This window comes from Bacillus sp. JHAA, from assembly GCF_036961585.1.
In the GTDB taxonomy this organism is placed as follows: Bacteria; Bacillota; Bacilli; order Bacillales; family Bacillaceae; genus Bacillus; species Bacillus velezensis.
Genome location: NZ_JBAMDE010000001.1, coordinates 169493 through 192782 on the forward strand (window position 1 = coordinate 169493; position 23290 = coordinate 192782).

Annotated in this window: 28 protein-coding genes and 1 riboswitch; of the genes, 6 read left to right on the forward strand and 22 right to left on the reverse strand. The window is 47.6% G+C overall.

Translation table 11 applies throughout. From position 1 onward, the window contains the following. Nucleotides 1–24: 24 nt before the first annotated feature. The 19 genes from sufB to V7728_RS00945 form a co-directional block, all read right to left on the reverse strand. A complete protein-coding gene (sufB, locus tag V7728_RS00855) occupies nucleotides 25–1422 on the reverse strand; it encodes a Fe-S cluster assembly protein SufB (RefSeq protein ID WP_007410090.1) in 1398 nt (465 codons plus the stop codon). 19 nt (nucleotides 1423–1441) lie between these two features. Further along, nucleotides 1442–1885, reverse strand: coding sequence for a Fe-S cluster assembly sulfur transfer protein SufU (gene sufU, locus V7728_RS00860; protein ID WP_003151877.1), 444 nt, complete (start codon nucleotides 1883–1885; stop codon nucleotides 1442–1444). Beyond that, nucleotides 1875–3095 carry a cysteine desulfurase SufS gene (gene sufS / locus V7728_RS00865; RefSeq protein ID WP_007410089.1) on the reverse strand — a complete coding sequence of 407 codons (1221 nt, stop codon included), beginning with the start codon at nucleotides 3093–3095 and terminating at the stop codon, nucleotides 1875–1877. The genes sufU and sufS overlap by 11 nt, the downstream gene beginning before the upstream one ends. Beyond that, nucleotides 3095–4408: a Fe-S cluster assembly protein SufD gene (sufD, locus tag V7728_RS00870; protein WP_015240539.1), complete on the reverse strand. Its 1314-nt coding sequence runs from the start codon at nucleotides 4406–4408 to the stop codon at nucleotides 3095–3097. Before sufD ends, sufS begins: the two co-directional genes overlap by 1 nt. 17 nt (nucleotides 4409–4425) lie before the next feature. Further along, a complete protein-coding gene (sufC, locus tag V7728_RS00875) occupies nucleotides 4426–5211 on the reverse strand; it encodes a Fe-S cluster assembly ATPase SufC (RefSeq protein WP_003327022.1) in 786 nt (261 codons plus the stop codon). A 176-nt stretch (nucleotides 5212–5387) separates the two neighbouring features. Then, on the reverse strand, nucleotides 5388–5540 hold the full coding sequence (locus V7728_RS00880) for a hypothetical protein (RefSeq protein ID WP_003151857.1): 153 nt from the start codon (nucleotides 5538–5540) through the stop codon (nucleotides 5388–5390). Nucleotides 5541–5732: 192 nt separating this feature from the next. Further along, nucleotides 5733–6110, reverse strand: coding sequence for a carboxymuconolactone decarboxylase family protein (locus V7728_RS00885; protein WP_442893525.1), 378 nt, complete (start codon nucleotides 6108–6110; stop codon nucleotides 5733–5735). 93 nt (nucleotides 6111–6203) lie between these two features. After that, nucleotides 6204–7019 (reverse strand): methionine ABC transporter substrate-binding lipoprotein MetQ, encoded by an 816-nt coding sequence (metQ, locus tag V7728_RS00890; protein WP_012118382.1) that lies wholly within the window; start codon nucleotides 7017–7019, stop codon nucleotides 6204–6206. Nucleotides 7020–7032: 13 nt separating this feature from the next. Further along, entirely contained in the window at nucleotides 7033–7701 is a 669-nt protein-coding gene (locus V7728_RS00895; protein ID WP_012118383.1) for a methionine ABC transporter permease, read from the reverse strand. Continuing rightward, nucleotides 7694–8719, reverse strand: coding sequence for a methionine ABC transporter ATP-binding protein MetN (metN, locus tag V7728_RS00900; protein WP_003151850.1), 1026 nt, complete (start codon nucleotides 8717–8719; stop codon nucleotides 7694–7696). Before metN ends, V7728_RS00895 begins: the two co-directional genes overlap by 8 nt. 105 nt (nucleotides 8720–8824) lie before the next feature. Then, nucleotides 8825–8931: riboswitch (SAM riboswitch) on the reverse strand. A gap of 110 nt (nucleotides 8932–9041) precedes the next feature. Then, nucleotides 9042–9392 (reverse strand): SCP2 sterol-binding domain-containing protein, encoded by a 351-nt coding sequence (locus V7728_RS00905; RefSeq protein WP_007410085.1) that lies wholly within the window; start codon nucleotides 9390–9392, stop codon nucleotides 9042–9044. A gap of 96 nt (nucleotides 9393–9488) precedes the next feature. Beyond that, on the reverse strand, nucleotides 9489–9809 hold the full coding sequence (locus V7728_RS00910) for a thioredoxin family protein (protein ID WP_003151847.1): 321 nt from the start codon (nucleotides 9807–9809) through the stop codon (nucleotides 9489–9491). Between the two features lie 2 nt (nucleotides 9810–9811). Continuing rightward, entirely contained in the window at nucleotides 9812–10177 is a 366-nt protein-coding gene (locus tag V7728_RS00915) for a toprim domain-containing protein (protein ID WP_032869737.1), read from the reverse strand. Nucleotides 10178–10246: 69 nt separating this feature from the next. Next, entirely contained in the window at nucleotides 10247–10483 is a 237-nt protein-coding gene (locus V7728_RS00920; protein WP_003151845.1) for a YusG family protein, read from the reverse strand. Between the two features lie 54 nt (nucleotides 10484–10537). Next, entirely contained in the window at nucleotides 10538–10921 is a 384-nt protein-coding gene (gene gcvH, locus V7728_RS00925; protein ID WP_003151844.1) for a glycine cleavage system protein GcvH, read from the reverse strand. A 59-nt stretch (nucleotides 10922–10980) separates the two neighbouring features. Further along, a complete protein-coding gene (locus V7728_RS00930) occupies nucleotides 10981–11337 on the reverse strand; it encodes an arsenate reductase family protein (protein WP_003151843.1) in 357 nt (118 codons plus the stop codon). Nucleotides 11338–11450: 113 nt separating this feature from the next. After that, nucleotides 11451–13235 carry an acyl-CoA dehydrogenase family protein gene (locus V7728_RS00935; protein WP_007613612.1) on the reverse strand — a complete coding sequence of 595 codons (1785 nt, stop codon included), beginning with the start codon at nucleotides 13233–13235 and terminating at the stop codon, nucleotides 11451–11453. A gap of 18 nt (nucleotides 13236–13253) precedes the next feature. Beyond that, nucleotides 13254–14429 carry an acetyl-CoA C-acetyltransferase gene (locus tag V7728_RS00940; RefSeq protein WP_015418168.1) on the reverse strand — a complete coding sequence of 392 codons (1176 nt, stop codon included), beginning with the start codon at nucleotides 14427–14429 and terminating at the stop codon, nucleotides 13254–13256. A 10-nt stretch (nucleotides 14430–14439) separates the two neighbouring features. Next, nucleotides 14440–16809, reverse strand: coding sequence for a 3-hydroxyacyl-CoA dehydrogenase/enoyl-CoA hydratase family protein (locus V7728_RS00945; RefSeq protein WP_099567072.1), 2370 nt, complete (start codon nucleotides 16807–16809; stop codon nucleotides 14440–14442). A 190-nt stretch (nucleotides 16810–16999) separates the two neighbouring features. Between V7728_RS00945 and V7728_RS00950 the strand changes: the two genes are divergently transcribed. Beyond that, complete coding sequence (locus tag V7728_RS00950) at nucleotides 17000–17140, forward strand: YuzL family protein (RefSeq protein ID WP_003151836.1); 141 nt, start codon at nucleotides 17000–17002, stop codon at nucleotides 17138–17140. 29 nt (nucleotides 17141–17169) lie between these two features. On the opposite strand, the gene V7728_RS00955 is transcribed toward V7728_RS00950, so the two are convergent. Beyond that, nucleotides 17170–18078: a proline dehydrogenase family protein gene (locus V7728_RS00955; RefSeq protein WP_099567073.1), complete on the reverse strand. Its 909-nt coding sequence runs from the start codon at nucleotides 18076–18078 to the stop codon at nucleotides 17170–17172. Between the two features lie 89 nt (nucleotides 18079–18167). Here V7728_RS00955 and V7728_RS00960 point away from each other — a divergent pair, with 89 nt between their 5' ends. From V7728_RS00960 to V7728_RS00975, 4 genes are all read left to right on the forward strand, one after another. Further along, nucleotides 18168–18425, forward strand: coding sequence for a hypothetical protein (locus V7728_RS00960; RefSeq protein WP_015240543.1), 258 nt, complete (start codon nucleotides 18168–18170; stop codon nucleotides 18423–18425). An 11-nt stretch (nucleotides 18426–18436) separates the two neighbouring features. Continuing rightward, nucleotides 18437–18769: a spore coat protein gene (locus V7728_RS00965; RefSeq protein ID WP_003151830.1), complete on the forward strand. Its 333-nt coding sequence runs from the start codon at nucleotides 18437–18439 to the stop codon at nucleotides 18767–18769. A 138-nt stretch (nucleotides 18770–18907) separates the two neighbouring features. Further along, nucleotides 18908–19369, forward strand: coding sequence for a MarR family winged helix-turn-helix transcriptional regulator (locus V7728_RS00970; protein ID WP_032868005.1), 462 nt, complete (start codon nucleotides 18908–18910; stop codon nucleotides 19367–19369). 20 nt (nucleotides 19370–19389) lie between these two features. Beyond that, the gene (locus V7728_RS00975; protein WP_007410079.1) at nucleotides 19390–20985 is read left to right on the forward strand and encodes an MDR family MFS transporter; all 1596 of its coding nucleotides are present in this window, start codon (nucleotides 19390–19392) and stop codon (nucleotides 20983–20985) included. 34 nt (nucleotides 20986–21019) lie between these two features. On the opposite strand, the gene V7728_RS00980 is transcribed toward V7728_RS00975, so the two are convergent. After that, nucleotides 21020–21400, reverse strand: a complete 381-nt coding sequence (locus tag V7728_RS00980; RefSeq protein ID WP_041482216.1) for a tautomerase family protein — start codon at nucleotides 21398–21400, stop codon at nucleotides 21020–21022. Nucleotides 21401–21418: 18 nt separating this feature from the next. Further along, complete coding sequence (locus tag V7728_RS00985) at nucleotides 21419–22159, reverse strand: SDR family NAD(P)-dependent oxidoreductase (RefSeq protein WP_052827823.1); 741 nt, start codon at nucleotides 22157–22159, stop codon at nucleotides 21419–21421. A gap of 132 nt (nucleotides 22160–22291) precedes the next feature. Here V7728_RS00985 and V7728_RS00990 point away from each other — a divergent pair, with 132 nt between their 5' ends. Beyond that, entirely contained in the window at nucleotides 22292–23167 is an 876-nt protein-coding gene (locus V7728_RS00990; protein WP_012118393.1) for a LysR family transcriptional regulator, read from the forward strand. Nucleotides 23168–23290: the final 123 nt, after the last annotated feature.

Below are 23290 nucleotides of genomic sequence, written 5' to 3' on the forward strand. Positions count from 1 at the left end.
CCGCCATATGGCGGGGTTTTACTATTAACCGATGGAGCCTTCCATTTCGAATTTAATCAAACGGTTCATTTCAACTGCGTATTCCATCGGGAGTTCTTTTGTGAACGGCTCGATGAAGCCCATAACGATCATTTCTGTTGCTTCTTCTTCAGAAATACCGCGGCTCATCAAGTAGAAAAGCTGTTCTTCAGAAACTTTTGATACTTTCGCTTCGTGCTCCAATGAAATGTTGTCGTTCAGGATTTCATTGTAAGGGATTGTATCAGAAGTTGATTTGTTATCCATAATGAGCGTATCACACTCGATGTTTGAACGGGCGCCGTCCGCTTTCCGTCCGAAGTGGACGATACCGCGGTATGTTACTTTTCCGCCCTGTTTCGAAATCGATTTTGATACGATTGTGGATGACGTATTCGGTGCAAGGTGAATCATTTTCGCGCCTGCGTCCTGATGCTGTCCTTTACCCGCAAGAGCGATAGAAAGCGTCATTCCGCGCGCGCCTTCACCTTTCAGAATGACAGCCGGATATTTCATCGTCAATTTAGAACCGATGTTTCCGTCAACCCATTCCATCGTCGCGTTTTCTTCACAAACCGTACGTTTCGTTACTAGGTTGTAAACGTTGTTCGCCCAGTTTTGAATTGTTGTATAACGGCAGTAGCCGCCTTTTTTGACGATGATTTCAACAACCGCACTGTGAAGCGAGTTTGTTGTGTACACAGGAGCCGTACAGCCCTCTACGTAATGAACGCTTGCTTCTTCGTCAACGATGATCAGCGTACGTTCGAACTGACCCATGTTTTCAGAGTTGATGCGGAAGTAAGCTTGAAGCGGTGTTTCAACCTTCACGCCTTTAGGCACGTAGATGAAAGATCCGCCGGACCAAACAGCTGAGTTCAGCGCCGCAAACTTGTTATCAGTCGGCGGAATGACTTTCGCCCAGTGCTCGCGGAAAATGTCTTCATTTTCTTTCAGCGCGCTGTCTGTGTCTTTGAAGACGATGCCTTGCTCTTCAAGATCTTCTTTCATATTGTGGTAAACAACTTCGGATTCGTACTGTGCAGAAACACCGGCAAGGTATTTTTGCTCAGCTTCAGGAATACCGAGTTTGTCGAATGTCTGTTTAATTTCCTCAGGCACTTCATCCCAAGAACGCTCTGAACGCTCAGACGGCTTTACGTAATACGTAATTTCGTCAAAGTTTAAAGAGTTTAAATCCCCGCCCCACTGCGGCATCGGCATGTTGTAGAAATGCTCAAGAGATTTCAGGCGGAAATCAAGCATCCATTGAGGCTCTTCTTTCATGCGTGAAATTTCTTCTACGATTTCTTTTGTCAATCCGCGCTCTGAACGGAAAATGGAAACGTCCTTATCGTGAAAACCGTACTTGTATTCACCAATTTCAGGCATTTTTTTAGCCATCCATTTTCACTCCAATCTTTTAATTGCCGCCTTTTTCGCCAGCGACTCCTTTTTCAAGTGCTTTCCATGAAAGGGTGGCACATTTAATCCGGGCCGGGAATTTCGAAACGCCTTGAAGAGCTTCAATATCCCCGAGATCTATCGAGTCGTCATACTCTTTCCCTTGCATCATGTCTGAGAAAATCTTAGACATAGAAAGGGCGGTATCAATATCTTTTCCTTTAATCGCCTGCGTCATCATGGAAGCTGAAGCCATGGAGATAGAACAGCCTTCCCCTTCAAACTTCGCTTCCTGAACGGTATCGCCGTCAAGCTTCATTGTCAGTCTGATCCGGTCGCCGCAAGTCGGGTTGTTCATATCGACGACGATGCTGTCATCCAAAACCCCTTTGTTGCGCGGATTTTTGTAATGATCCATGATCACTTGTCTGTATAATGTATCTAAATTTGCATTAAAAGACATTTGTAAAGTACTCCTTTGTCTTTTGGAGGGCTTCCGCGAGCTTATCGATCTCTTCCTCTGTATTATACAGATAAAAACTCGCTCTCGCAGTGGCAGATACATCCAGCCATTTCATGAGCGGCTGGGCGCAATGATGTCCGGCTCTGACCGCAATGCCCTCAGCATCGAGGACAGTCGCGACATCATGAGGGTGAACCTCATCAAGATTAAATGTCACAAGTCCCGCCCGCTCTTTCGGACCGTATACCGTCACGCCGTCTAGCTGCTCGAAACGGTCAAGCGCATAGGCTGCAAGCTTATGCTCATGCCGGGAAATCTCGTCGAGTCCGATCTCTTCAAGGAAATCAATCGCGGCTCCCAATCCGATCGCGCCTGCGATAATCGGCGTGCCTGCTTCAAATTTCCACGGAAGCTCTTTCCAAGTTGATTCATAAAGCCCTACAAAGTCGATCATCTCGCCGCCAAATTCGGCCGGCTCCATATTCTCAAGCAGTTCTTTCTTGCCGTACAGCACGCCGATTCCCGTCGGGCCGCACATTTTATGGGAAGAAAGCGCGAAGAAGTCGCAATCCAAGTCCTGAACGTCGATTTTCATGTGCGGTGTGCTTTGCGCCCCGTCTACCACGATGACCGCGCCATTGTCATGAGCGATTTTGGCGATCTCTTTAATCGGGTTGATCGTGCCGAGCACGTTTGACACATGAGCGACTGCCACGATCTTCGTATGGCTTGTGACAGTCTGCCGGACGTCGTCTAACGAAAGCGTGCCGTCTTCCTGCATTGGGATATATTTTAAAGTCGCGCCGGTTGCTTTTACTGCCTGCTGCCACGGAATGATATTCGCATGATGCTCCATTTGGGTGATGACCACTTCATCACCGGGTTTTAAGCTGGCGCGGGCATAGCTCAGCGCCACCATATTCAGTGAAGTTGTCGTGCCTTTTGTGAAAATGACCTCAGCCATTGACTTCGCATTGATAAACTTACGGACTTTTTCACGCGCACCTTCATAGCCGTCTGTCGCTCTCGTGCCAAGAGTATGAACGCCTCTGTGGACATTGGAATTGTATTTGCTGTAATACTGATCCACTGCTTCAATGACAGCACGCGGCTTCTGGGAAGTCGCCGCGCTGTCAAGGTACACGAGGTCATGTCCGTTCACTTGCTGATGAAGGATCGGGAACTGTTCACGAATATCGGTGATATTCATTATTTTACTTTCCTTTCGATGACGGAGACGAGCTGTTTCTTAACTCCTTCAATCGGAAGCTCTTTTACCACCGGAGCAAGGAATCCGTAGATGACTAAGCGCTCCGCTTCTTCTTTCGGAATTCCGCGGCTCATTAAGTAGTAAAGCTGGATCGGGTCCACACGGCCGACAGATGCCGCATGTCCTGCAGTTACATCGTCTTCATCAATTAAAAGAATCGGGTTTGCATCTCCGCGTGCTTTTTCACTCAGCATCAGAACGCGGGATTCCTGTTCAGCGTTTGCTTTAGACGCGCCGTGCTCGATTTTGCCGATTCCGTTAAAGATGGAAGATGCGGCATCTTTCATGACTCCGTGCTTCAGGATATAGCCTTCAGAAGCCTTACCGAAGTGGATGATCTGCGTCGTAAAGTTTTCCGTCTGTTCTCCTCTTCCGACAACTACGGTTTTCGTATCGCCGTATGTGCCGTCTCCGTAGAGGTTTGTCGTGTTTTCAGAAATCGTGTCGCCGTCGTTCATCAGTCCGAGCGCCCACTCGATTCTGCTGTCGCGTCCGCGCGCGGCTCCGCGGCGGTTGACGTATGTCGTGACGCCTGCTGACAGGTTGTCAACGGCGCCGTACGTCACGCTGGCATTATCACCTGTGACCACTTCACTGATAATGTTGAATACAGCTTCTTTCGGATTCACCGTGCTGATGTAGTTCTCAACGTAAGTGACGGAGCTGTGGTCTTCAGCGACGATCAGCACGTGGTTGAACAATGCCGTGTCATTGCTTTCATGAACGTAAACGGCCTGAACAGGCGTCTCCACCTGAACGTTTTTAGGAACATAAAGGAATGCCCCGCCGTTCATTAATGCTGCATGAAGCGCAGTCAGTTTATGTTCGTCGACCTTAACGCCGTCTTTCATGAAATACTTCTCAACGAGGTCGCTGTGCTCACGAGCAGCCGTTAAGATGTCCGTAAAGATGACGCCTTTGTCTTTCAATTCTTTAGAAAGAGAAAGGAAAGCGGGCGTTTGGTCACGCTGCACGTATAACGTTTTGTCTTCGTTTTCGATATCGATCAGCGCTTTTGCTTCATCAGCTAAATCTTCTAAAGAAGCAAGCGGCGCATTTTCTACTGTATGCTTGTTGAACTTTGTAAAGTTCCAATTTGTGATTTTTGTTTTATCAGGCTTAGGCAGCGGCAGATCGTCAGCTTTTTCAAGAGCCTGTAAGCGCAGGTTTTTCAGCCAGGCAGGTTCTTGATGCTTTTCGGAAAAGCCTTTGACATATTCCTGATCTACGGATAGTTTCGTTTCCAATGTCATGATTATCCCCCTAACGCTTACGCTTCTTGGCCTACAGTTTCGTCTTCAATGCCTAGTTCTTGTTTAATCCAGTCATAACCTTCCGCTTCAAGGCGCTGTGCAAGCTCCGCGCCGCCGGATTTCACTACGCGTCCCTGCATCATAACGTGAACGACATCAGGCGTAATGTAGTTCAGAAGGCGCTGGTAGTGAGTGATCATTAAGCAGCCGAAGTTTTCGCTGCGCATTCTGTTGATTCCTTTAGAAACGACTTTAAGTGCATCGATATCAAGACCTGAATCAATCTCGTCAAGAATGGCGATTTTCGGCTCGATCATCATAAGCTGAAGAATTTCGTTGCGTTTTTTCTCCCCGCCTGAGAAACCTTCGTTCAGGTAACGCTGCGCCATTTCAGGGTCCATTTCAAGGAACTCCATGTTTTCGTCCATTTTGCGGATGAATTTCATAAGAGAAATTTCATCGCCTTCTTCACGGCGTGCGTTAATCGCAGAGCGAAGGAAATCGGCATTTGTCACACCGCTGATTTCGCTTGGGTACTGCATCGCAAGGAAAAGACCCGCCTGAGCGCGCTCGTCCACTTCCATTTCCAGTACATCCTTGCCGTCAAGCGTGATGCTGCCTTTTGTAACTTCGTATTTCGGGTGTCCCATAATCGCTGCTGAAAGCGTGGATTTACCGGTACCGTTCGGCCCCATGACAGCGTGGAATTCGCCGCCTTTTATTTCAAGGTTTACACCTTTTAAGATCTCTTTTCCTTCGATTTCAACGTGAAGATCCTTGATCGTTAATGTTGAAGCAGCCATATCTATACCTCCAAAATATATAATCATTATTCTCAATTTATTCTCATTCTAATTTTATAACAAATGAAAAGTAAATACAACTTTTTATATTACCCGGAACATTCCTAAAGTTTATCAAAGATCAAGGCGTAATTAAAGCTGTTTGAAACAGAAAAAGGGCGGAAATCCACCCTTTTTTACTGACCGATTTTCTCATTAAGCTGCGCTGCGAGGAACTTGCTTTTTTGATATTCAAGCTCCCTCTGCCGTTCGACTTCCATCCTTTTTGAAAGACGCCGTCCGTATTCCTCGTAGCCGATGCCGTGTGACTTCTGCATCGCTTTTTCCATTTCAGGCGTATAGTCAAGGTCCAGTCTCTCGTGGCTGGTGCAGATAATGAATCAATCCCTTCATCTATTTGTTTCTATTGTAACAATGATCCGCTGCTCCGGCCAAAGAGAGTGTGCCCCTGAATCCTTTCGAATGTGCCGGAATCCGGCGCTCGCTTTATCTGAAAAACGGTATTCACACGATTGCTCTTTCTAATGCGTCGTATGTCCGAATTCCTGAATACACTGCTGCACGAGGGTCACTCCCTGACTGAGAGCCGCACCGCTCCCGAATGCCGCCGCGACGCCGATGACCTCAAGAATGTTTTCTTCTGTCGCCCCTTGGTCAAGGCAGCCCTTCGTATGATAAATCATGCAAAATTCATCTTGAGCGCTGATGCTGATGCCCAGAGCGATTAATTGTTTCTCTTTTTCAGTTAATGAATCCGCTGAGAAACACTGTTCAGTAAATTCATTAAACTTCCGCCCCATCATCGGCATTTTTTGCTCGAATATGCCTAAACCTTCTTTATATTGTTTCAATGCGTCATGCACGCTTTTTCCATTATCCTGGTATTGAGCCACTGCCATTCCCTCCAATAAGTTAACCTTCCTTTTTATTATGGACAGTTCTCTGATTAATACCCGAAAAAAACCCCGGATGATTCATCCGGGGTTTTTGCTTTATTCAGATACGGGAAGCACGGCTCCGTCGTATTTTTTCTCAATAAAGTCTTTGATTTTCTTAGAGTGAAGCACTTCCATAAGCGCTTTGATTTTCTCTGATTTTTCGTCACCTTTGCGTACGGCGATGATGTTTGCGTACGGGTTGTTTTTCGTTGATTCCACTTGAATCGCATCTTTTAACGGATTCAGTTTGTTTTGAATCGCATAGTTGACGTTAATGAAGACTGCATCGCCTTCTTCTTCATTATATGCTTTCGCCGTTAATTCAGGGGCGATTTTTTTGAATGTCAGGTTTTTCGGGTTTTTCGTAATGTTTTTCGTAGTGGCTTCAATCGTTTTTACCTTCGGATCAAGTGTGATCAGTCCGGCTTTTTCAAGCATCGCCAGCATACGGCCTTGTTCAGCGACATTGTTAGTCATGATGATGGTCGCGCCTTTAGGCAGGTCTTTCAGTGATTTGTATTTTTTCGTGTAAATTCCGAATGGCTCAAGGTGAACGGCTCCGGCATTCACGAGTTTGTAATCTTTATTTTCTTTCATTTCCTGTTCAAGGTAAGGAACGTGCTGGAAGTAGTTCGCATCCACTTCATTATCAGCTAACGCTTTGTTGTACATTTTGTAATCGTTCAGCACTTTTACTTTTAATGTGTAGCCTTTTTCCTTCAAGAGCGGTTCCGCTTCTTTTAAGATTTCAGCATGCGGTGTTTTTGTCGCGGCGACGACGATTTCCTTTTTATTTGAGCCGTTTGATCCGCAGGCGGCCAAAACTCCCGCGAACACAAGCAGCAGCGCACTTAATACAATCTTTTTCAATGTAAATCCTCCCTTATCTTTTGTCTATTATATTTGTAATCACATCACCGATAATCTGAATGATAAAGACGATGATGAGTATAAATACTGTCGCTACAAACGTTACATCCGTATTATTGGACTGGTAGCCTTCTACATATGCAAGGTTTCCGAGTCCGCCTGAACCGATGGCGCCGGCAATGGCGGTAGATCCGATCAGGGCGATGGCTGTAACGGTGATGCCTGAAATTAAAGCAGGCATTGATTCAGGAATCAGCACTTTGAAGATAATCGTCGATGTCTTTGCTCCCATTGATCTGGCAGCTTCGATGACTCCTTTATCGACTTCCCGGAGCGCAATTTCCGCAAGACGGGCGTAAAACGGCGCGGAGCCGATAATCAGCGCCGGCAATGCGGCGTTCGGTCCTAAAATCGATCCGACCAAAATCTTAGTAAAGCCGAGAAGCAGAATAATTAAAATAAGAAACGGAATAGACCTGAAAATATTAACGACCGCCGCAATCACGGTGTTAATGATTTTATTTTCCCATAAGCTTCCCTTGCCCGTTAAAAAGAGCAGAAGACCGAGAATCGCTCCGATGACAAATGAAAAAACTAATGCGATGACCGTCATATAAAGGGTCTCGTATGTGGCCGTCCACAGCTCGGTTATATCAACGTTCGGGAACCATTTTTCAAACATTTGTGATCACCTCTGCTTCTACCTGTTTGTCTTTGATGAACCGGATCACGTTTTCTACTTCTTTTTCCTGACCGTCAATATGAATGAATAAAGAACCGTAGGCTCCGTCCTTCGTCTGTGAAATTTTCCCCTGCAGAATATTGACGTCCACATCAAAGTTTCGGATCATTTCCGTAATGAGGGGCTGCTCAGCGGCCTGCCCGACAAATGAAAGCTGAATCGTTTTTCCTGTCGCTGTTTCCTGCAGAAAATGCTGGATGGTTTCTTTCGTCTCCTCCGGTTCTGTCACCTGCTGAACGAAACGCTTGGTCATCGGTTCGCGCGGGTTTCTGAAAACTTGGAGTACTTCGCCTTCTTCAACGACTTTCCCGTTTTCCATGACGGCGACTCTGTTGCAGATTTTACGGATGACGTGCATTTCATGGGTAATGAGCACGATCGTCAGACCGAGTCTGTCATTTATATCGGATAAAAGATCCAAAATTGAATCGGTCGTCTGCGGATCAAGCGCTGATGTCGCTTCATCGCACAGAAGGACTTTCGGATTATTGGCGAGCGCCCGGGCGATGCCGACACGCTGCTTTTGACCGCCGCTCAGCTGCGACGGATAAGATTTTTCTTTCCCCTCTAATCCGACCAGTTTAATCAATTCATCAGCGCGGCGGACCCGTTCGCTTTTTTTCACGCCTGCGATTTCCAGCGGGAACATAATGTTCTCCCGAACGGTGCGCGACCACAGAAGGTTAAAATGCTGGAAGATCATGCTGATTTCCTGGCGCGCTTTTCTCAGCCCGCGGCTGCTTACTTTATTTAATTCCGTCCCCGCGACTTCCACGGTTCCCGACGTCGGCTTTTCAAGGCCGTTCAGGAGACGGATTAAGGAACTTTTACCAGCTCCGCTATATCCTATAATTCCAAATATTTCGCCCTTTTTGATATCAAGAGTGACATCTTGGACAGCATTGACATCCCCATGCTTCGCTTTGTAAATTTTTGAAACATTTTGAAGATGGATCAAAGCAATCACCCGCCTTACACTATTCTAAGAAATCTTCCGGGTTTCTCCGCAAAAGAAAAGCCTTTCTGCAAAAATGAGCAGAAAGGCTTATTGAAAAAGGCCTTTCTCTCATCTTTCAAAGCAGACCGCTTCGAGTGAATTGGCACCATTTCAACATTGTTGATGGTTGCCGGGCTTCATAGGGCACTTCCCTCCACCTCTCTTGATAAGAGAAAACATATCGTATTTTCGTCCGGAAATTCTTACTGTAGAATAGCACGGCGAATGATAAAAAGTCAATAAAATAAATATTGGAAGCTATTGTCACATAGTAGATTGGCAGTTACGGCCGTTTACTGATCGCCTGAAAAAATCCGTTTGTCAGCCAGAGGATGGCCTCCAGCTTCAGCAGAGCTCTGAATGATCCTTTCACTTTGAGTTTTCCGCTTTGGATAAGCTTTTGCAAAGAGACATCACCATGCAGGAGATGGATGATTTCCGTCTGGTTTCCGTAAAAGGTCAAATTAGATTTTTCCTTTGAAACCGACGTTTTTCTCATTTCTCCCTGTCCGTTAATTGAGACCGTTAAGGCTTCTGTTTCTCCTTGGAATGTAATCAGCAGCGTTGAGGCGTTTAATAGCGGTTTCAAAAACAGATGCTGTCCGTCATTCTCTGAAACTTCTATTTTCTCCACTCGTATAACCTCCCGTTTTAATGGCCATACATACACTTTCTCTTTTTAACGGACAGAACCCTTTATAAACCGCACGACATTTTCCTGTAAATATTGTCACATCGGGAACGTTTGCGATGTTTTTTGTTTAATCAGCTCATATAAATAGGAAACGGAGCGGAAGGCGTATCCTTTCTCAACAAGCTCTCCGCCTTTAAACAGCAAAAAGCACGGAACGCTTTCAATCTGATAGGCTTTGGCGAATGCGGGGGAATAATTCACGTTGTTTTTATAGAAGGCGGCGCCGGGCAGCATTTCTTCGACGACAGTAAGCATTTTGGACGCCAGCTGGCATGTGCCGCAAAACGGGGTGTACAAATACAGGAGATAAACGTCATCCTGAATCGATTCGAGTTCATTTTCTTGGAGTTCTTTCATGTTTACCACCTCAGGTCGTTCTTTTTCAAAAATACAGTGTCAGCATCAAAGCCGGCTCTGATCAGCACAGATGCGAGATGATGGCCCGGGCACGACTCGACTTGCCTGTATGTTCTGTCTATATAAATATGGCGCGCTTCGGGAAGCTCCCGTTTCAGCTGTTTTCTTAATTTTTCTCCGGAGTCATCTGCGTCCGTTAAAATATAGACGTCTCTGTCAAACAGGCGGTCCGCCAAATCTTCCAGTTCGGTTTGGCCGATCGTCCCGTTTGTACAGATGATTTCCGCGGGTTCGATGAGCACTTCCCTGACTTTGATTTTATCAGATTTTCCTTCTACGATAATGACCTTTTCATCTCCGTTGTACATAAGCGCGTCACCTGCCGATTGTTTTAGCGTCAGATTGAAAAAGAAGGCAGTGAAATTCACCGCCAACTGTTAACACCAGCCATTCTCATAATCGCAATCGACATATTTCGGATCGCTGCCGTTTATGACATCGGCTGTTTTATAAAATTTTTGATTTTCAAATGAAAAGCCCTGTTTGAGCTCGTACTGGTCCATGCCTGTCATCTCGCCGATGGCTTCATTTTCATGAAATAAGGAAAACCGGCCGTTTTGAAAGCGGCCCGTAACGTTCTCCGTCACATCGACCTTTTGTTTATCAAAAGCCATTTTAGACACCTCCCGTTACAGATAGAATGTCCAAATGGCCCCTTTGCTATCCGATCAGTCTTCCTGTGTCATTTCGTCATATTGCTCGGAAGTCATGAGGTTTTCGATTTCTTCAGCATCAGCCGGTTCCACGACGATCATCCACGCTTTTTCATACGGAGACTCGTTTACGAATTCAGGACTGTCATCAAGGTCTTCGTTCACTTCCGTCACCGTTCCGTTAATCGGTGCGTACAGTTCGGAAACGGTTTTGACGGATTCCACGCTGCCGAATGGCTCGTCCGCTTTAATTTCGGCGCCGACTTCCGGAAGCTCGACAAAGACGATGTCGCCAAGTTCGGCTTGCGCGAAATGTGTAATCCCGATGCGGGCTTTTCCGTCCTCAACTTTGACCCATTCGTGCTCTTTGGAATAACGCATATCTTTCGGTGTGCTCATCTAAATCCCTCCATTTTTTTCTTATAATAAGAAGATACCATAATTCTTTGAACCTGGCATTACATCCAATATTTTTCGAATTGGTCTTCTTTAAAGCCGACAGTGACTTTTTCGCCGTCTGTCGTAATCGGGCGTTTCAGGAGCATACCGTCTGATGCCAGGAGTTCGAGCTGTTCATCCTCTGACATATGGTACAGTTTTTCCTTTAAGTTCAGCTCGCGGTATTTCATTCCGCTCGTGTTGAAAAACTTTTTGAGCTCAAGACCGCTCTTTTCATAGAGGTCTTTAATTTCTTCTTTCGACGGAGTTTCCTCCGCGATATGTATTTCGTTTATTTCCTTACCGCGGTCTTCCAGCCATTTTTTCGCATTACGGCACGTTCCGCATTTAGGGTACCAGTAAAAATTTAACGACATCTTCTTCACCCCTTGTAAATGATCGTCGTTATTTTAACACAATCACTTGTAAAAACCTATAACGTTGCTTCATGAAAAAGCGCCCCTGATGAAGGAGCGCTTTCAGCATGTGATCAGACCGTATATTTTTCTTCACGGAAGACGGCGGCTGCCGCTTCACGTTTTTTCTGAATGAGGTTTTTCGGCGTCAGGCGCGTCAGTTTGCGCAGCACGGAAAGCATCATCCGGAGGGAATCTCCTTCCTCCATGGCGATCAGTGATTCTTTGGCGTGCGCTTCAATGTTCTGAAGGGCTTCCTGGGCAAAGATTTCCGTATATAACAGCTTCTGCGCGGCTTTTTCGGCACCGTCCGCCGCAATTGCTTTTTCCGTTCTGAGGACGGCTGATTCCAAAGCGTACAGCGCGCTGACAATATCGGCAATGTTCACCATGATTTCCTGCTCGCCTTCGATCTCTTTGCCGTATTTCTGCGCCGCGAGACCCGCTGTCAAGAGGGCGATCTTTTTCGCCTGTCTGACAATGTATTTTTCCTGTTCAAGAGGTTCTGAGCCCGGCTCTTCAGGCATCAGCATCATGAGTTCTTCTTGGAGCGCTTTTGCTTTTTCAAAGAGCGGCAGCTGACCTTTTACGGCTTTTTTCAGGAACGTGCTCGTGACGATCAGGCGGTTGATTTCATTTGTGCCTTCAAAAATTCTGTTGATTCTTGAGTCGCGATAAGCGCGCTCCACTTCATATTCCTGCATAAATCCGTAACCGCCGTGAATTTGAACGCCTTCGTCGGCAATATAATCAAGCGTTTCAGAACCGCACATTTTGTTGAGCGAGCATTCAATCGCGTACTCGGCGATTGACTTCGCGACTTCGCGTCCGTCTTTTTGCTCCTCTTCCGTCAGTCTGCTCATATTATCTTCGAATAAGCCCACTGTTCTGTATACAGAGCTCTCCATCGCGTAAAGCCGAGCTGACATCGTCGCAAGCTTTTCCTGAGTGAGCGTGAAGCTTGAGATCGGCGTTTTAAATTGCCGGCGCTGGTTCGCATAAGCGGCAGACAGCTCAATCACCCGTTTTGAAGCGCCGATTGTGCCGACGGCAAGCTTGTAGCGCCCGATATTCAGAATATTAAAGGCGATGACATGTCCTTTTCCGATTTCGCCGAGAAGGTTTTCTTTCGGGACTTCCGCCTGATCTAAAATCAGCGTTCTTGTCGATGAACCCTTAATCCCCATTTTTTTCTCTTCCGGGCCCGTTGACACGCCCGGATAGTTCTTTTCTACGATAAATGCGGAAAATTTATCTCCGTCCACTTTAGCGTAGACGACAAAGACATCTGCAAAGGCGGAGTTTGTAATCCATTGCTTTTCTCCGTTAAGAATATAGTGTGTGCCCGCTTCATTCAAAACAGCCGTGGTTTTCGCGCCGAGGGCATCTGAACCTGAACCGGGCTCAGTTAAGGCGTATGCCGCGATTCTTTGTCCTGAAGCCAAGTCCGGCAAATAGGTTTTTTTCTGTTCTTCCGTTCCGAAGAACACGATCGGCAATGAGCCGATCCCGACGTGGGCGCCGTAAGACAGCGAAAAGCTGCCGGCACGTGAAAACTTTTCCGTAATGAAAGCTGAACTGATTTTATCCAGGCCGATTCCGCCGTACTCTTCAGGCACGTCTGCTCCGAGGAGGCCGAGATCTCCGGCTTTTTTCAGCAGTCTGACCGAATGCTCGAACTGATGATTTTCAATTTCATCGATATAAGGAAGCACATCGTTTACGACATAGTCTTCTGTCGTTTTGCCGATCATTTTGTGTTCGTCTGTAAAGTCCTCCGGAGTGAATATTTGATCATATCCCGTCTCTTCAATCAGAAAGCTGCCGCCTTTTTTGACGTTGACCGTTTCCTGTTTCATGTTCGTTTCCCCCTTTTTTTAAATGAGTTCAAATACGCCGGCAGCTCCCATGCCGCCTCCGATGCACATCGTCACCACGCCGAATTGCTCGTTTCTCCGTTTCATTTCATGAATGAGTGACAGGGTCAGCTTCGTTCCCGTGCATCCGAGCGGATGTCCGAGCGCGATGGCGCCTCCGTTGACGTTCACTTTTTCTTCATCTATCCCAAGCGATCTGATGACTTGAATGGCCTGTGAAGCAAAGGCCTCATTCAATTCAAAAAGCCCGATATCCTGCAATTCGAGTCCGGCAAGCTTGAGCGCCCGCGGGATGGCTTCAATCGGACCGATCCCCATTACCTCAGGCGGAACGCCCCCTACGGCAAAGGAACGGAATTTGACAAGCGGCGCCAATCCGAGCGACGAAGCTTTTTCGCGATCCATCAGCATGACAGCCGCCGCGCCGTCACTTGTTTGTGAAGAGTTCCCGGCCGTCACGGTCCCCGTTTTAGAAAAAGCCGGACGGAGCTTCGCCAAGACGTCAGCCGATGTGCCGGGACGAACGCCTTCATCTTGAGAAAAGATAAATTGTTTTTTCCGCGGCTTATGGTCATCACCGACTTCTGTCAGCGATACTTCAACCGGCACGATTTCGTCATTGAATTTCCCTTCTTTAAGGGCTTTTGCGGCATTCTGATGGCTGCGGACGGCAAATGCATCCTGGTCTTCTCTGGATACGCCGTACGTTTCGGCGACCTGCTCCGCTGTGTGCCCCATGCTCATGTAATACTCAGGCGCATGCTCCGCCAAAGCGATATTCGGGCGGGTCACATGTCCCATCATCGGAACTTGCGACATGGATTCCGCACCGCCCGCAATGACGGTGTCACCCGCGCCGATCATAATTTTTTCAGCACCGTAAGCGATGGATTGGAGCCCGGAAGAGCAGTAGCGGTTCACCGTAATGGCCGGCACCGTATGAGGAAGCCCCGCCAGCGCACCGATATTCCGCGCCATATTTAATCCTTGTTCGGCTTCAGGTGTTGCACAGCCGATAATTAAGTCATCGATATTTCCTTCATAGCCGCCTGCCCGTTTCAGCGTTTCTTTTACACAAAGCGCACCTAAATCATCAGGACGAACGGCTGCAAGCGATCCTTTTTTCGCTTTACCGACCGGGGTTCTCGCACCGGCCACAATGACTGCTTCTCTCATAAACACCCTCCTAGTTCCGTAAAGGTTTGCCTTTGACGAGCATATGCTGCATTCTCGCTTGAGATTTCGCCTCGCCAGCGAGGCTTAAAAAGGCTTCTCTTTCAATCTCAAGTAAATATTCTTCTGAAACCTCCGTGCCGAACGGGACTCTTCCGCCGGCAATGACATGGGCCAGCTTCTTCGCAATCTTCATATCGTGATCGGATAAATAACCCGACCGTCTCATTTGGTCTGCTCCGAGCAGTAATGCCGCACACCCGGTTTCCCCGGTGACTTTCACTTTTTTGCGGGCAGGCGGGCGGTATCCGCTGTCATATAAGGAAGCAGCCAGCTGTTTCGCATCGTGCAGCAGGTGATCCTGATTCATGCTGATACGGTCTGCCGCGGACAAAATCTTCATATCACGGGCTTCGTGTGCCGAACCGGACACTTTGGCAAGCGCGATTGTTTCGAAGGTTTTAATCGCTGCGTCCATCAGTTCACTTCCGCCGTCCAAATAATTCATGTACAGCTCTTTGTTTCCTCCGCCGCCCGGAATAAGGCCGACGCCGGTTTCAACAAGACCCATATACGATTCGCTCGCCGCCTGAACGCGTGCCGCCGGGAGACAGACTTCCGTGCCGCCGCCGAGTGTCATCCCAAATGGCGCCGCGACAACGGGTTTAGCGCTGTATTTGATGTTCAGCATCGTCTGCTGAAAACGGCGGATGACAAAATCGACTTCCATGAAGTTATCATCCTGAGCTTCCATCAAAATCATCGCAAGGTTTGCCCCCGCGCAGAAATGTCTGCCTTGGTTACCGATGACAAGACCTTTATAATTCCGCTCCGTTTCCTCAAGCGCATTGTCAATCATCTGAATAATGTCTAAGCCGATCGCGTTGCTTTTCGTATGAAATTCCAGCAGCGCGACATCATCGCCGAGATCAATCAGACTGGCTCCGCTGTTTTTAGTGATAACGCCTTTTGTTTCTTTTAACGTTTGCAGGCTGATCCGTTTCGGATTTTCTTTCACAGCCCTGTATTGGCCGTCTGAATAGTAAAATGGTGTTCCGTTTTCCTTCATATAAAATGTGTCATGGCCCTGATTAAGCATTTCTTTCACCCAGCCGGGGAGTGCTGCGCCTTCTTCTTCGAGCCGCTCCGCTGATTTTCTGACGCCGATGGCATCCCACATCTCAAACGGTCCGAGCTCCCATCCGAAGCCCCATTTCATGGCGTCATCAATTGCTTTGATATCATCAGCGATCTCACCTAAAAGCCGGGCTGAGTATAAGAGTGTTTGCGATGTAATATTCCAAAGCAGGCGCCCGGCGCGGTCATCAGAGTATATAAGCGCTTTCATTTTGCCTTTGGCACCCTTTGCCTGTTTGGCGGCTTCTAAAGCGGGTGTCTTCATTTTCGAGCGCTCACCGTATGTCATGGTCAGCGGATCGAGTTCATATATTGTTTTACCTTCTTTTTTGTAAAAACCTTGGCCTGATTTGCTGCCCAGCCAATTGTTTTTCAGCATGTCATTCATAAATTCAGGAAGCTTAAACATGTCTTTTTCAGCGCCGTCGGCTTTATCATACACATTTTTTGCCACATGGGCGAAAGTATCAAGCCCCACAACGTCAAGGGTTCTGAAGGTCGCGCTTTTCGGTCTGCCGATCAAAGGCCCGGTCACCGTGTCCACCTCGCCGATGCGGCAGCCGGAAGAAAGCATTTCTCTTACCGTGACCAGCAGGCCGTACGTACCGATGCGGTTGGCGATAAAGTTAGGCGTGTCTTTTGCGATGACGACCCCTTTCCCGAGCGTGTTTTCTGCAAATGAAGTCATAAACTCCAGCACGTCAGGATCTGTTTCCTGAATCGGAATGATTTCCAGAAGCTTTAAGTAGCGGGCCGGATTAAAGAAATGGGTTCCTAAGAAATGAGCTTTAAAATCGGCAGATCGGCCTTCCGCCATTTTTGTGACGGAGATACCGGACGTATTGCTCGACACGATGCTTCCCGGTTTCCGGTATTCATCAACGAGTGAGAAAATCTGTTTTTTTACGTCAAGATTTTCGACGACGACTTCAATAATCCAATCAGCATCCTTCAATTGAGCTGCGTCATCTTCCAAATTCCCCGCCGTTATATAGTCGAGATTGGCAGCCGAAGTCAGCGGCGCCGGTTTTTGCTTCAGCAGCTTTTGCATGGCCGATCGGCTCAGTCTGCTGCGGACCTCCGGGCTTTCTAATGTCAGCCCTTTTTTCATCTCATCCTTTGTCAGCTCGTTTGGCACAATATCAAGCAGCAGGACGGGAATTCCGATGTTAGCCAAGTGCGCGGCAATTCCGGACCCCATGACGCCTGATCCGAGAACGGCTGCTTTCTTTATAAACTTGTGCATGAGTCATCCCCCTTGAACTTTGAATGAATAGTCATTCATTTTTTCGGCAAAAAAAATGAAACCCTTTTCTTCTTACATCTTAAAAGATTTTCAGGATGACTTCAATAGCAAATATGGAATTTTTTTAAATTTTTCTGCTTCCGCATGTTCCATGGCGCGGGCGGGAAACTTAAACCCGGAGGTGAAGGGAATGGTGCGAGGGAGAAAAGATCCGTCTTCTGCCGCAGTGAGCGCGGCCAGCATGAAAGGAAATGCGGGACCGAAGCAAAAATACGGCGGCGGCAAACGGACGAGCCAAAATCAGCAATATAAAAAAGACAACATGGAATAACATGCTGCGGCTGCTTTTTGGAGCAGCCGTTATTTTTTGAAGATCCCTTTCAGCACAAATGCCGCATTTGCCGGGCGCTCGGCAATTCTTCTCATCAGGTACCCGTACCAATCGGTTCCGTACGGGACATACACCTTCATCCTGTATCCTTCTTCGGCAAGCTCCTTCTGGCGCTCCGTTCTGATGCCGTACAGCATTTGGAATTCAAACTGCTCCCGGGGAATCTGATGTTCGCTGATGAGTGTTTTCGTAAAAGAAATGATGTCATCATCATGTGTCGCCACCGCCGTTTCATGGCCGCTCAAAAGCTGCAGCTTAATCAGCTGCTGAAAATGAAGATCGGTTGCTTTTTTATCAGGGAATGCAACAGCCGCCGATTCTTTATAAGCGCCTTTTACAAGCCTGAGCCGCGGCTTGTATGGCATCAGACCGCTGATATCTTCAGCTGCGCGGTACAAATAAGCCTGAATGACGGTGCCGAGCATCGGGAAATCCGGCTTGCACCGCTTATACAGCTCAAGCGTACGGCCGCATCTTGAATAGTCCTCCATATCAATCGTTACAGGCACGCCGCGTTCTTTTGCCTCCGTCAATATGTCTCTGACATGCTGTTCCGCGAGCTTCTCGGAAATATCCAGACCGATGGATGTTAATTTCAGCGACAGCTCACAATCCAGTTGATTCTCGGCAATGGCCCTGATTGCTTTTTTACATTCTTCCGCCGTCCTTTTCGCATCCTTCTCTGAACCCGCATATTCACCTAGATAATCAATCGAAGCCGACAGCCCTTTTTGGTTCAGCCGCTTTACCGTTTTCACAGCTTCCGTGAGTGTTTCCCCCGCAACGAACCTTCCCGCGCCGAAGCGGATTCCGTAAGCCTGGGCGAATTTTGTAAGCATTTTATTTTTCGACAAAAATAAACATATGCTCCGCAGCAAGGATGAACTCCCTCCTTTTTCTTTTATTCGTGTATGAAATCCCGATCGCAGAGAAAGCTAAAAAGAACAGAATTGAAGGAGGCGTTTATATGAACAACCAAGAGCAGCACGGAAACTTGCCGCCTGCCGTCATCTCAACGAAAGACCATTTGTATCTTGAGGACATGCTGAACTGGAATCTGCTTGCCATGAAAAAAGCGCATTTTATGGCGGATCACTGCCAGAATCAGACGTTAAAACAAGAGCTTGATCAAATCGGCCGGATGCATCAGAAGCATTATCAGCACATATTGGGCCGCTTGAACCCCGATCAAGGCGGACAGACAACAACAGGCTATATGCAATAGGAGGACAATACATGGAACAGCAAAACCAAAAAATCACGAATCCGCAAACGCCCGTGCCCAATACGGCGCAAATGAATGACAGAGACTTGGTGAATGAGCTGCTGACGACGGAAAAATACATCACGGCTTCATATTGCACAGCCCTGCACGAGTTCAGCCACGAGTCTCTTTATCAAGATATTCAGGCGATTTTCGATGAGTCACAAAAAGCGCAAAGAAGATTATACGATGTGATGTTTCAAAATGGCTGGTATTCCATTGAAGCAGCCGATACCCAAAAGCTTCAGCAATCGTATCAGAAGTTCCGGCAGACCATTCAGCAGCAGTCTCCCTACCAGCAGTAAAACGAAGAAGGATTTGATGTTTTCGACAAGCATCAATCCTTTTTTTATTTTTGCACAAAAAGATTGACTTGTCATTAATCCTTATTTATATTTAACTAATGTTAATTATTTTCTCAAGGAACAAGATGAGGAGGAGTTATGAAAAACGCGGATCAATATGTGTCTGACATCCAGAAATCTCTTCAGACGCTGCTGCAAAACATACAGCCTGAAATGGTGGAAAGCATGGCAAAACACGAGGTGACGCCTGCCCAATTATTTGTTTTAGCCAGCCTGAAAAAACACGGGAGCTGCAAAGTTTCCGAAATTGCAGAACGCATGGAGGTAAAGCCGAGTGCAGTGACGCTGATGGCCGACCGCCTCGAACAAAAAGGACTTATCGTCCGCAAACATAACCAGCAGGACAGACGCGTCATCGACATCAGCCTCACCAAAAAAGGCGAAACAAAATTCGAAGATGTTGTGGAAGGACGGAAAGCGATACTGGCGCGAAACCTATCCGTTCTGACTGAAGATGAACTGATTCAGTCCGTGAACATCATCCGCAAAGTAGCGGAAGCCGCCGAGAAATACGCGGCTGAGCAAAAAGAAAACGAATAGAAAAGAGGAGCTGCCGAAACATGAGCATTGAAAAGAAAGATCCAAAACGCACATTATTAATAACCGGCTTAATCATCGCCATGTTTTTCTCAGCCCTTGACGGCACCATCGTAGGAACGGCGATTCCTAAAATCGTGGGTGACCTCGGGGGATTAAGCATGATGACGTGGCTGACCACGGCATATCTTTTAACTTCGACGACGATCGTTCCGATTGCGGGGAAACTTGCAGATTTATTGGGGCGCCGCGTCGTCTATGTATCAGGTTTATTGATTTTTATGGGAGCTTCCGCACTGTGCGGAATGGCCAGCAACATGACGGAACTGATTATTTTCCGCGGACTTCAGGGAATCGGCGGCGGTGTCATGATGCCGATGGCTATGATCGTCATCGGGGATTTGTTCACAGGGAAACAGCGTGCCAAGTTCCAAGGGCTTTTCGGGGCGATTTACGGGCTTGCTTCCGTGATCGGCCCGCAAATCGGGGGCTGGATTGTTGACTCATTAAATTGGAAATGGGTTTTCTATATCAACCTGCCTGTCGGAATTTTAGCCGTGATCTTTATCGCAAGAGGACTTCAAGGCAGAAAACAGACCGGGCCGATTAACTTTGACATCGCCGGCATTTTCACAATGATCGTCGGAATCGTCAGCCTCCTCCTCGCGCTCAGCTTCGGAGGAAAGGATTACGCATGGGGCTCTTGGCAGATTCTCGGTCTCTTTGCGCTTGCACTTGCCGGGATTGTCGGATTCATTTTCGCTGAAATCAAAGCAAAAGAGCCGATTCTGCCGATGTACCTGTTTAAAAACAGAACGTTTACCGTACTGAATCTGATCGGCTTTTTCATGAGTATCGGCATGTTCGGCGCCGTTACGTTCGTTCCTTTCTTTATGCAGGGAATTATCGGAGTCAGCGCCACCGCTTCCGGCACGATTATGACGCCGATGATGGTATCTATGATTATCACAAGTATTATCGGAGGCCAGCTGGTTTATAAGATCGGTATTAAACCGCAAATCATGATCGGCATGCTGATCATGGCCGTCGGCTTCTTCTTATTAACGACTTTGCAGCTGGATACAAGCAAGCTCGCGGCTACATGCTATATGGCCGTGATCGGTCTGGGAATGGGGCTCGTCATGCCGCTTCTCACACTCGCTCTGCAAGAAACGTTTTCAAAAGAAGAGCTGGGTGTTGTGACCTCTTCAAGCCAATTTTTCCGGATGATCGGGGGAACGTTCGGCATTACGGTGCTCGGCGCTGTCATGAATGCCAGATCAGGAAGCCTTTTAACCGACAGACTGGTGCCTTACTTAGACTCACTCCCGAAACAGGCAAGTGCCTTTGCCGCCCAGTTTAAAGGTATGATTGACAAGAATCCTGAAGGGCTGCTTCAATCCTTGTTCAGCCAGGAATCGATTAAGCAGATTCCGGCCGCATTTTCTTCCCATATCGTGCCGGTTTTGAAAACGTCACTGATGGATTCGCTTCACAGCGTGTTTTTCACAGGCCTGGCCTTTATCGCTGCCGGATTAATCCTCACGCTGTTTGTTAAATCAATTAAACTGACAAACAAAAAGACAGGCAAACAAGAAGAAAAGGCGAAAGCCGTTTAACAAAGAAAAATCCCGCGGATGCCGCGGGATTTTTTTATATCATCTGGGCCTCTCCGTTTCCGAATGACCAGTCTTCCGCCGCATTGCCTGAGAGGACGATAAACACATCTTCTTTTCTGACGCCCAGCTTTTCGTGCAGCCGGTCAGCCAAATGCTGATAGAATGCTTGTTTCTGATGAGTTGTTCTGGAGTTTTTCAAAGTAAAGCGGATAAACATCAGTTCATCGCTCCGCTCAACTTGAAGATATGACGGATCATAGAAAAACTCCCCTTTTTCGTGCTGGTGCACCACTTGAAAATAGTCACCATGCGGAACATCAATCATCTCCGTCATCGCGGTATGAATAACGGCGCTCATTTTTTTAAGCCAAAATCCGCTTTTCCCTTTCTGTAAATGAATCTGTACAAACGGCATCATTTCTCTCTCCTTTCGTCACATCGTCTGGCCGCAATCGGCTGTTATGATTTGTCCCGTCAGTGATTCCTGCTCCAGCACAGAGCAAATCAGTTCACCGATATCCTCCGGAGCAGCGATCCGTTCCAGCGGAAGGCTTCCGGCAAGCCGGTACATCGTCTCTTCCCGACCCGTCCACCATCTTGTTGCAACGGCTCCGGGCGCGACACAGCATACACGGATGTCCGGCGCCAGCGCATGGGCCAATGATTTTGTCAGGCCATGCACCGCCGCTTTGGAAACGGCATACGGAAGGGAAGAACCCGCTCCCGTCAGGCCGGCGATGCTCCCGACATTCACAATAGCGCCTGACTTTTGCTTTTTCATATGAGACGCTGCCGCTCTTGCGCAATGAAACATCCCGTTTACATTGACAGCAAATAATTCATCCCATACTTCTTTCGTTGCAGATTCCAAATCATGAAGCGGAATATGTCTGGTGATGCTCGCATTATTTACGAGTAAATCAAGGCTTCCGAATCGGCTGGCTGCTTCGTTCACCATGTCTCTCGCCTGTTTGTCTATAGAAACGTCCGCTTGAATGGTCATCGCGTGTCCGCCTGCTTTTATTATGAATTCTGCCGTTTGTTCCGCTTCCGATTTTGAATGTGAATAGTTAATGACAACAGCCGCTCCCCGTTTTGCTAAGGCAAGGCACGCCGCTCTTCCGATTCCTGTACCGCCGCCTGTGACCAGTGCCGTTTTATGTTGTAAATTCATGGCTTCTTCTCCTCTTACGTTCGATGTTCATCAGCTGATATGTTTATTGTAATGGAGATGTGCATTTTCGTATAATGATTGTTAAAGATGTTTCATATCACAAAAAATGATAGCAAAGAGGGAGAGATGACAATGGAAAGCGGAGATTTGCGAATTTTTCAGATGGTGGCCCGTGAAGGTTCCATTACAAAGGCGGCTGCGCGTCTCGGCTATGTGCAGTCAAACGTGACGGCCAGAATCCGCCAGCTGGAAGAAGATTTGAAAACCGAGCTGTTTTTCCGCCATAACCGCGGGATGACGCTGTCTTCAAGCGGCACGGTGCTCCTCCATTATGCGGATCAGGTCGTCGGTCTGATAGAAGAAGCCAAAATGGCGCTCGCTTCAACAGACAAGCCAAGCGGACCGCTTATGATCGGCTCCACCCAGACAACAGCCGCCGTCAGGCTGCCGAAACTTTTAGCCTCTTACTATGAGCGGTATCCTGATGTGGAGCTGTCCCTTACGACAGGACATACACAATATGTAACCGATAAAGTTCTTCGCTATGAATTGGACGGCGCATTTATCGGCTGTCACTTTCATCATCCGGATTTGCACTCCATCCCGGCCTTTGAAGAAGAAGCCGTTGTCGTGACTCCCGCTGCCGTCACCGCTATAGAAGAAGCGGTAAAAAAGCCGCTTCTTGTGTACAGCACGGGCTGCACGTATCGTGACACATTAGAGCGGTGGCTTCATTCCATTGGAACGGCGCATCCGGCCATTATGGAATTCGGCACCCTTGAAGCGATTATCGGGGGAGTGACAGCGGGGCTCGGCATTACGCTGCTCCCGCGAAGCGTAATTACTCAGCACGCCGCACTAGGCGCGGTTCGGATATGGACCATTCCCGAATCTTTCAGCATGATGAAAACGGAATTCGTCACGCGGAAGGATTCATATATGAGCTGTGCATTACGGGCCTTTATTGATTCCTTTTCAGCAAAAAAAGCTTCCGGCACCTCTCTTTGATGCCGAAAGCTTTTTATTGTTTTTTATGTGCTCTTCATTGAGCTGTTTAATGTGCTGTGCCGCGGCTTTGATGCCCTCTTGGCGTCCGGGCAGGATTCGTTCCAATGTTTTACGTTCAGCAAA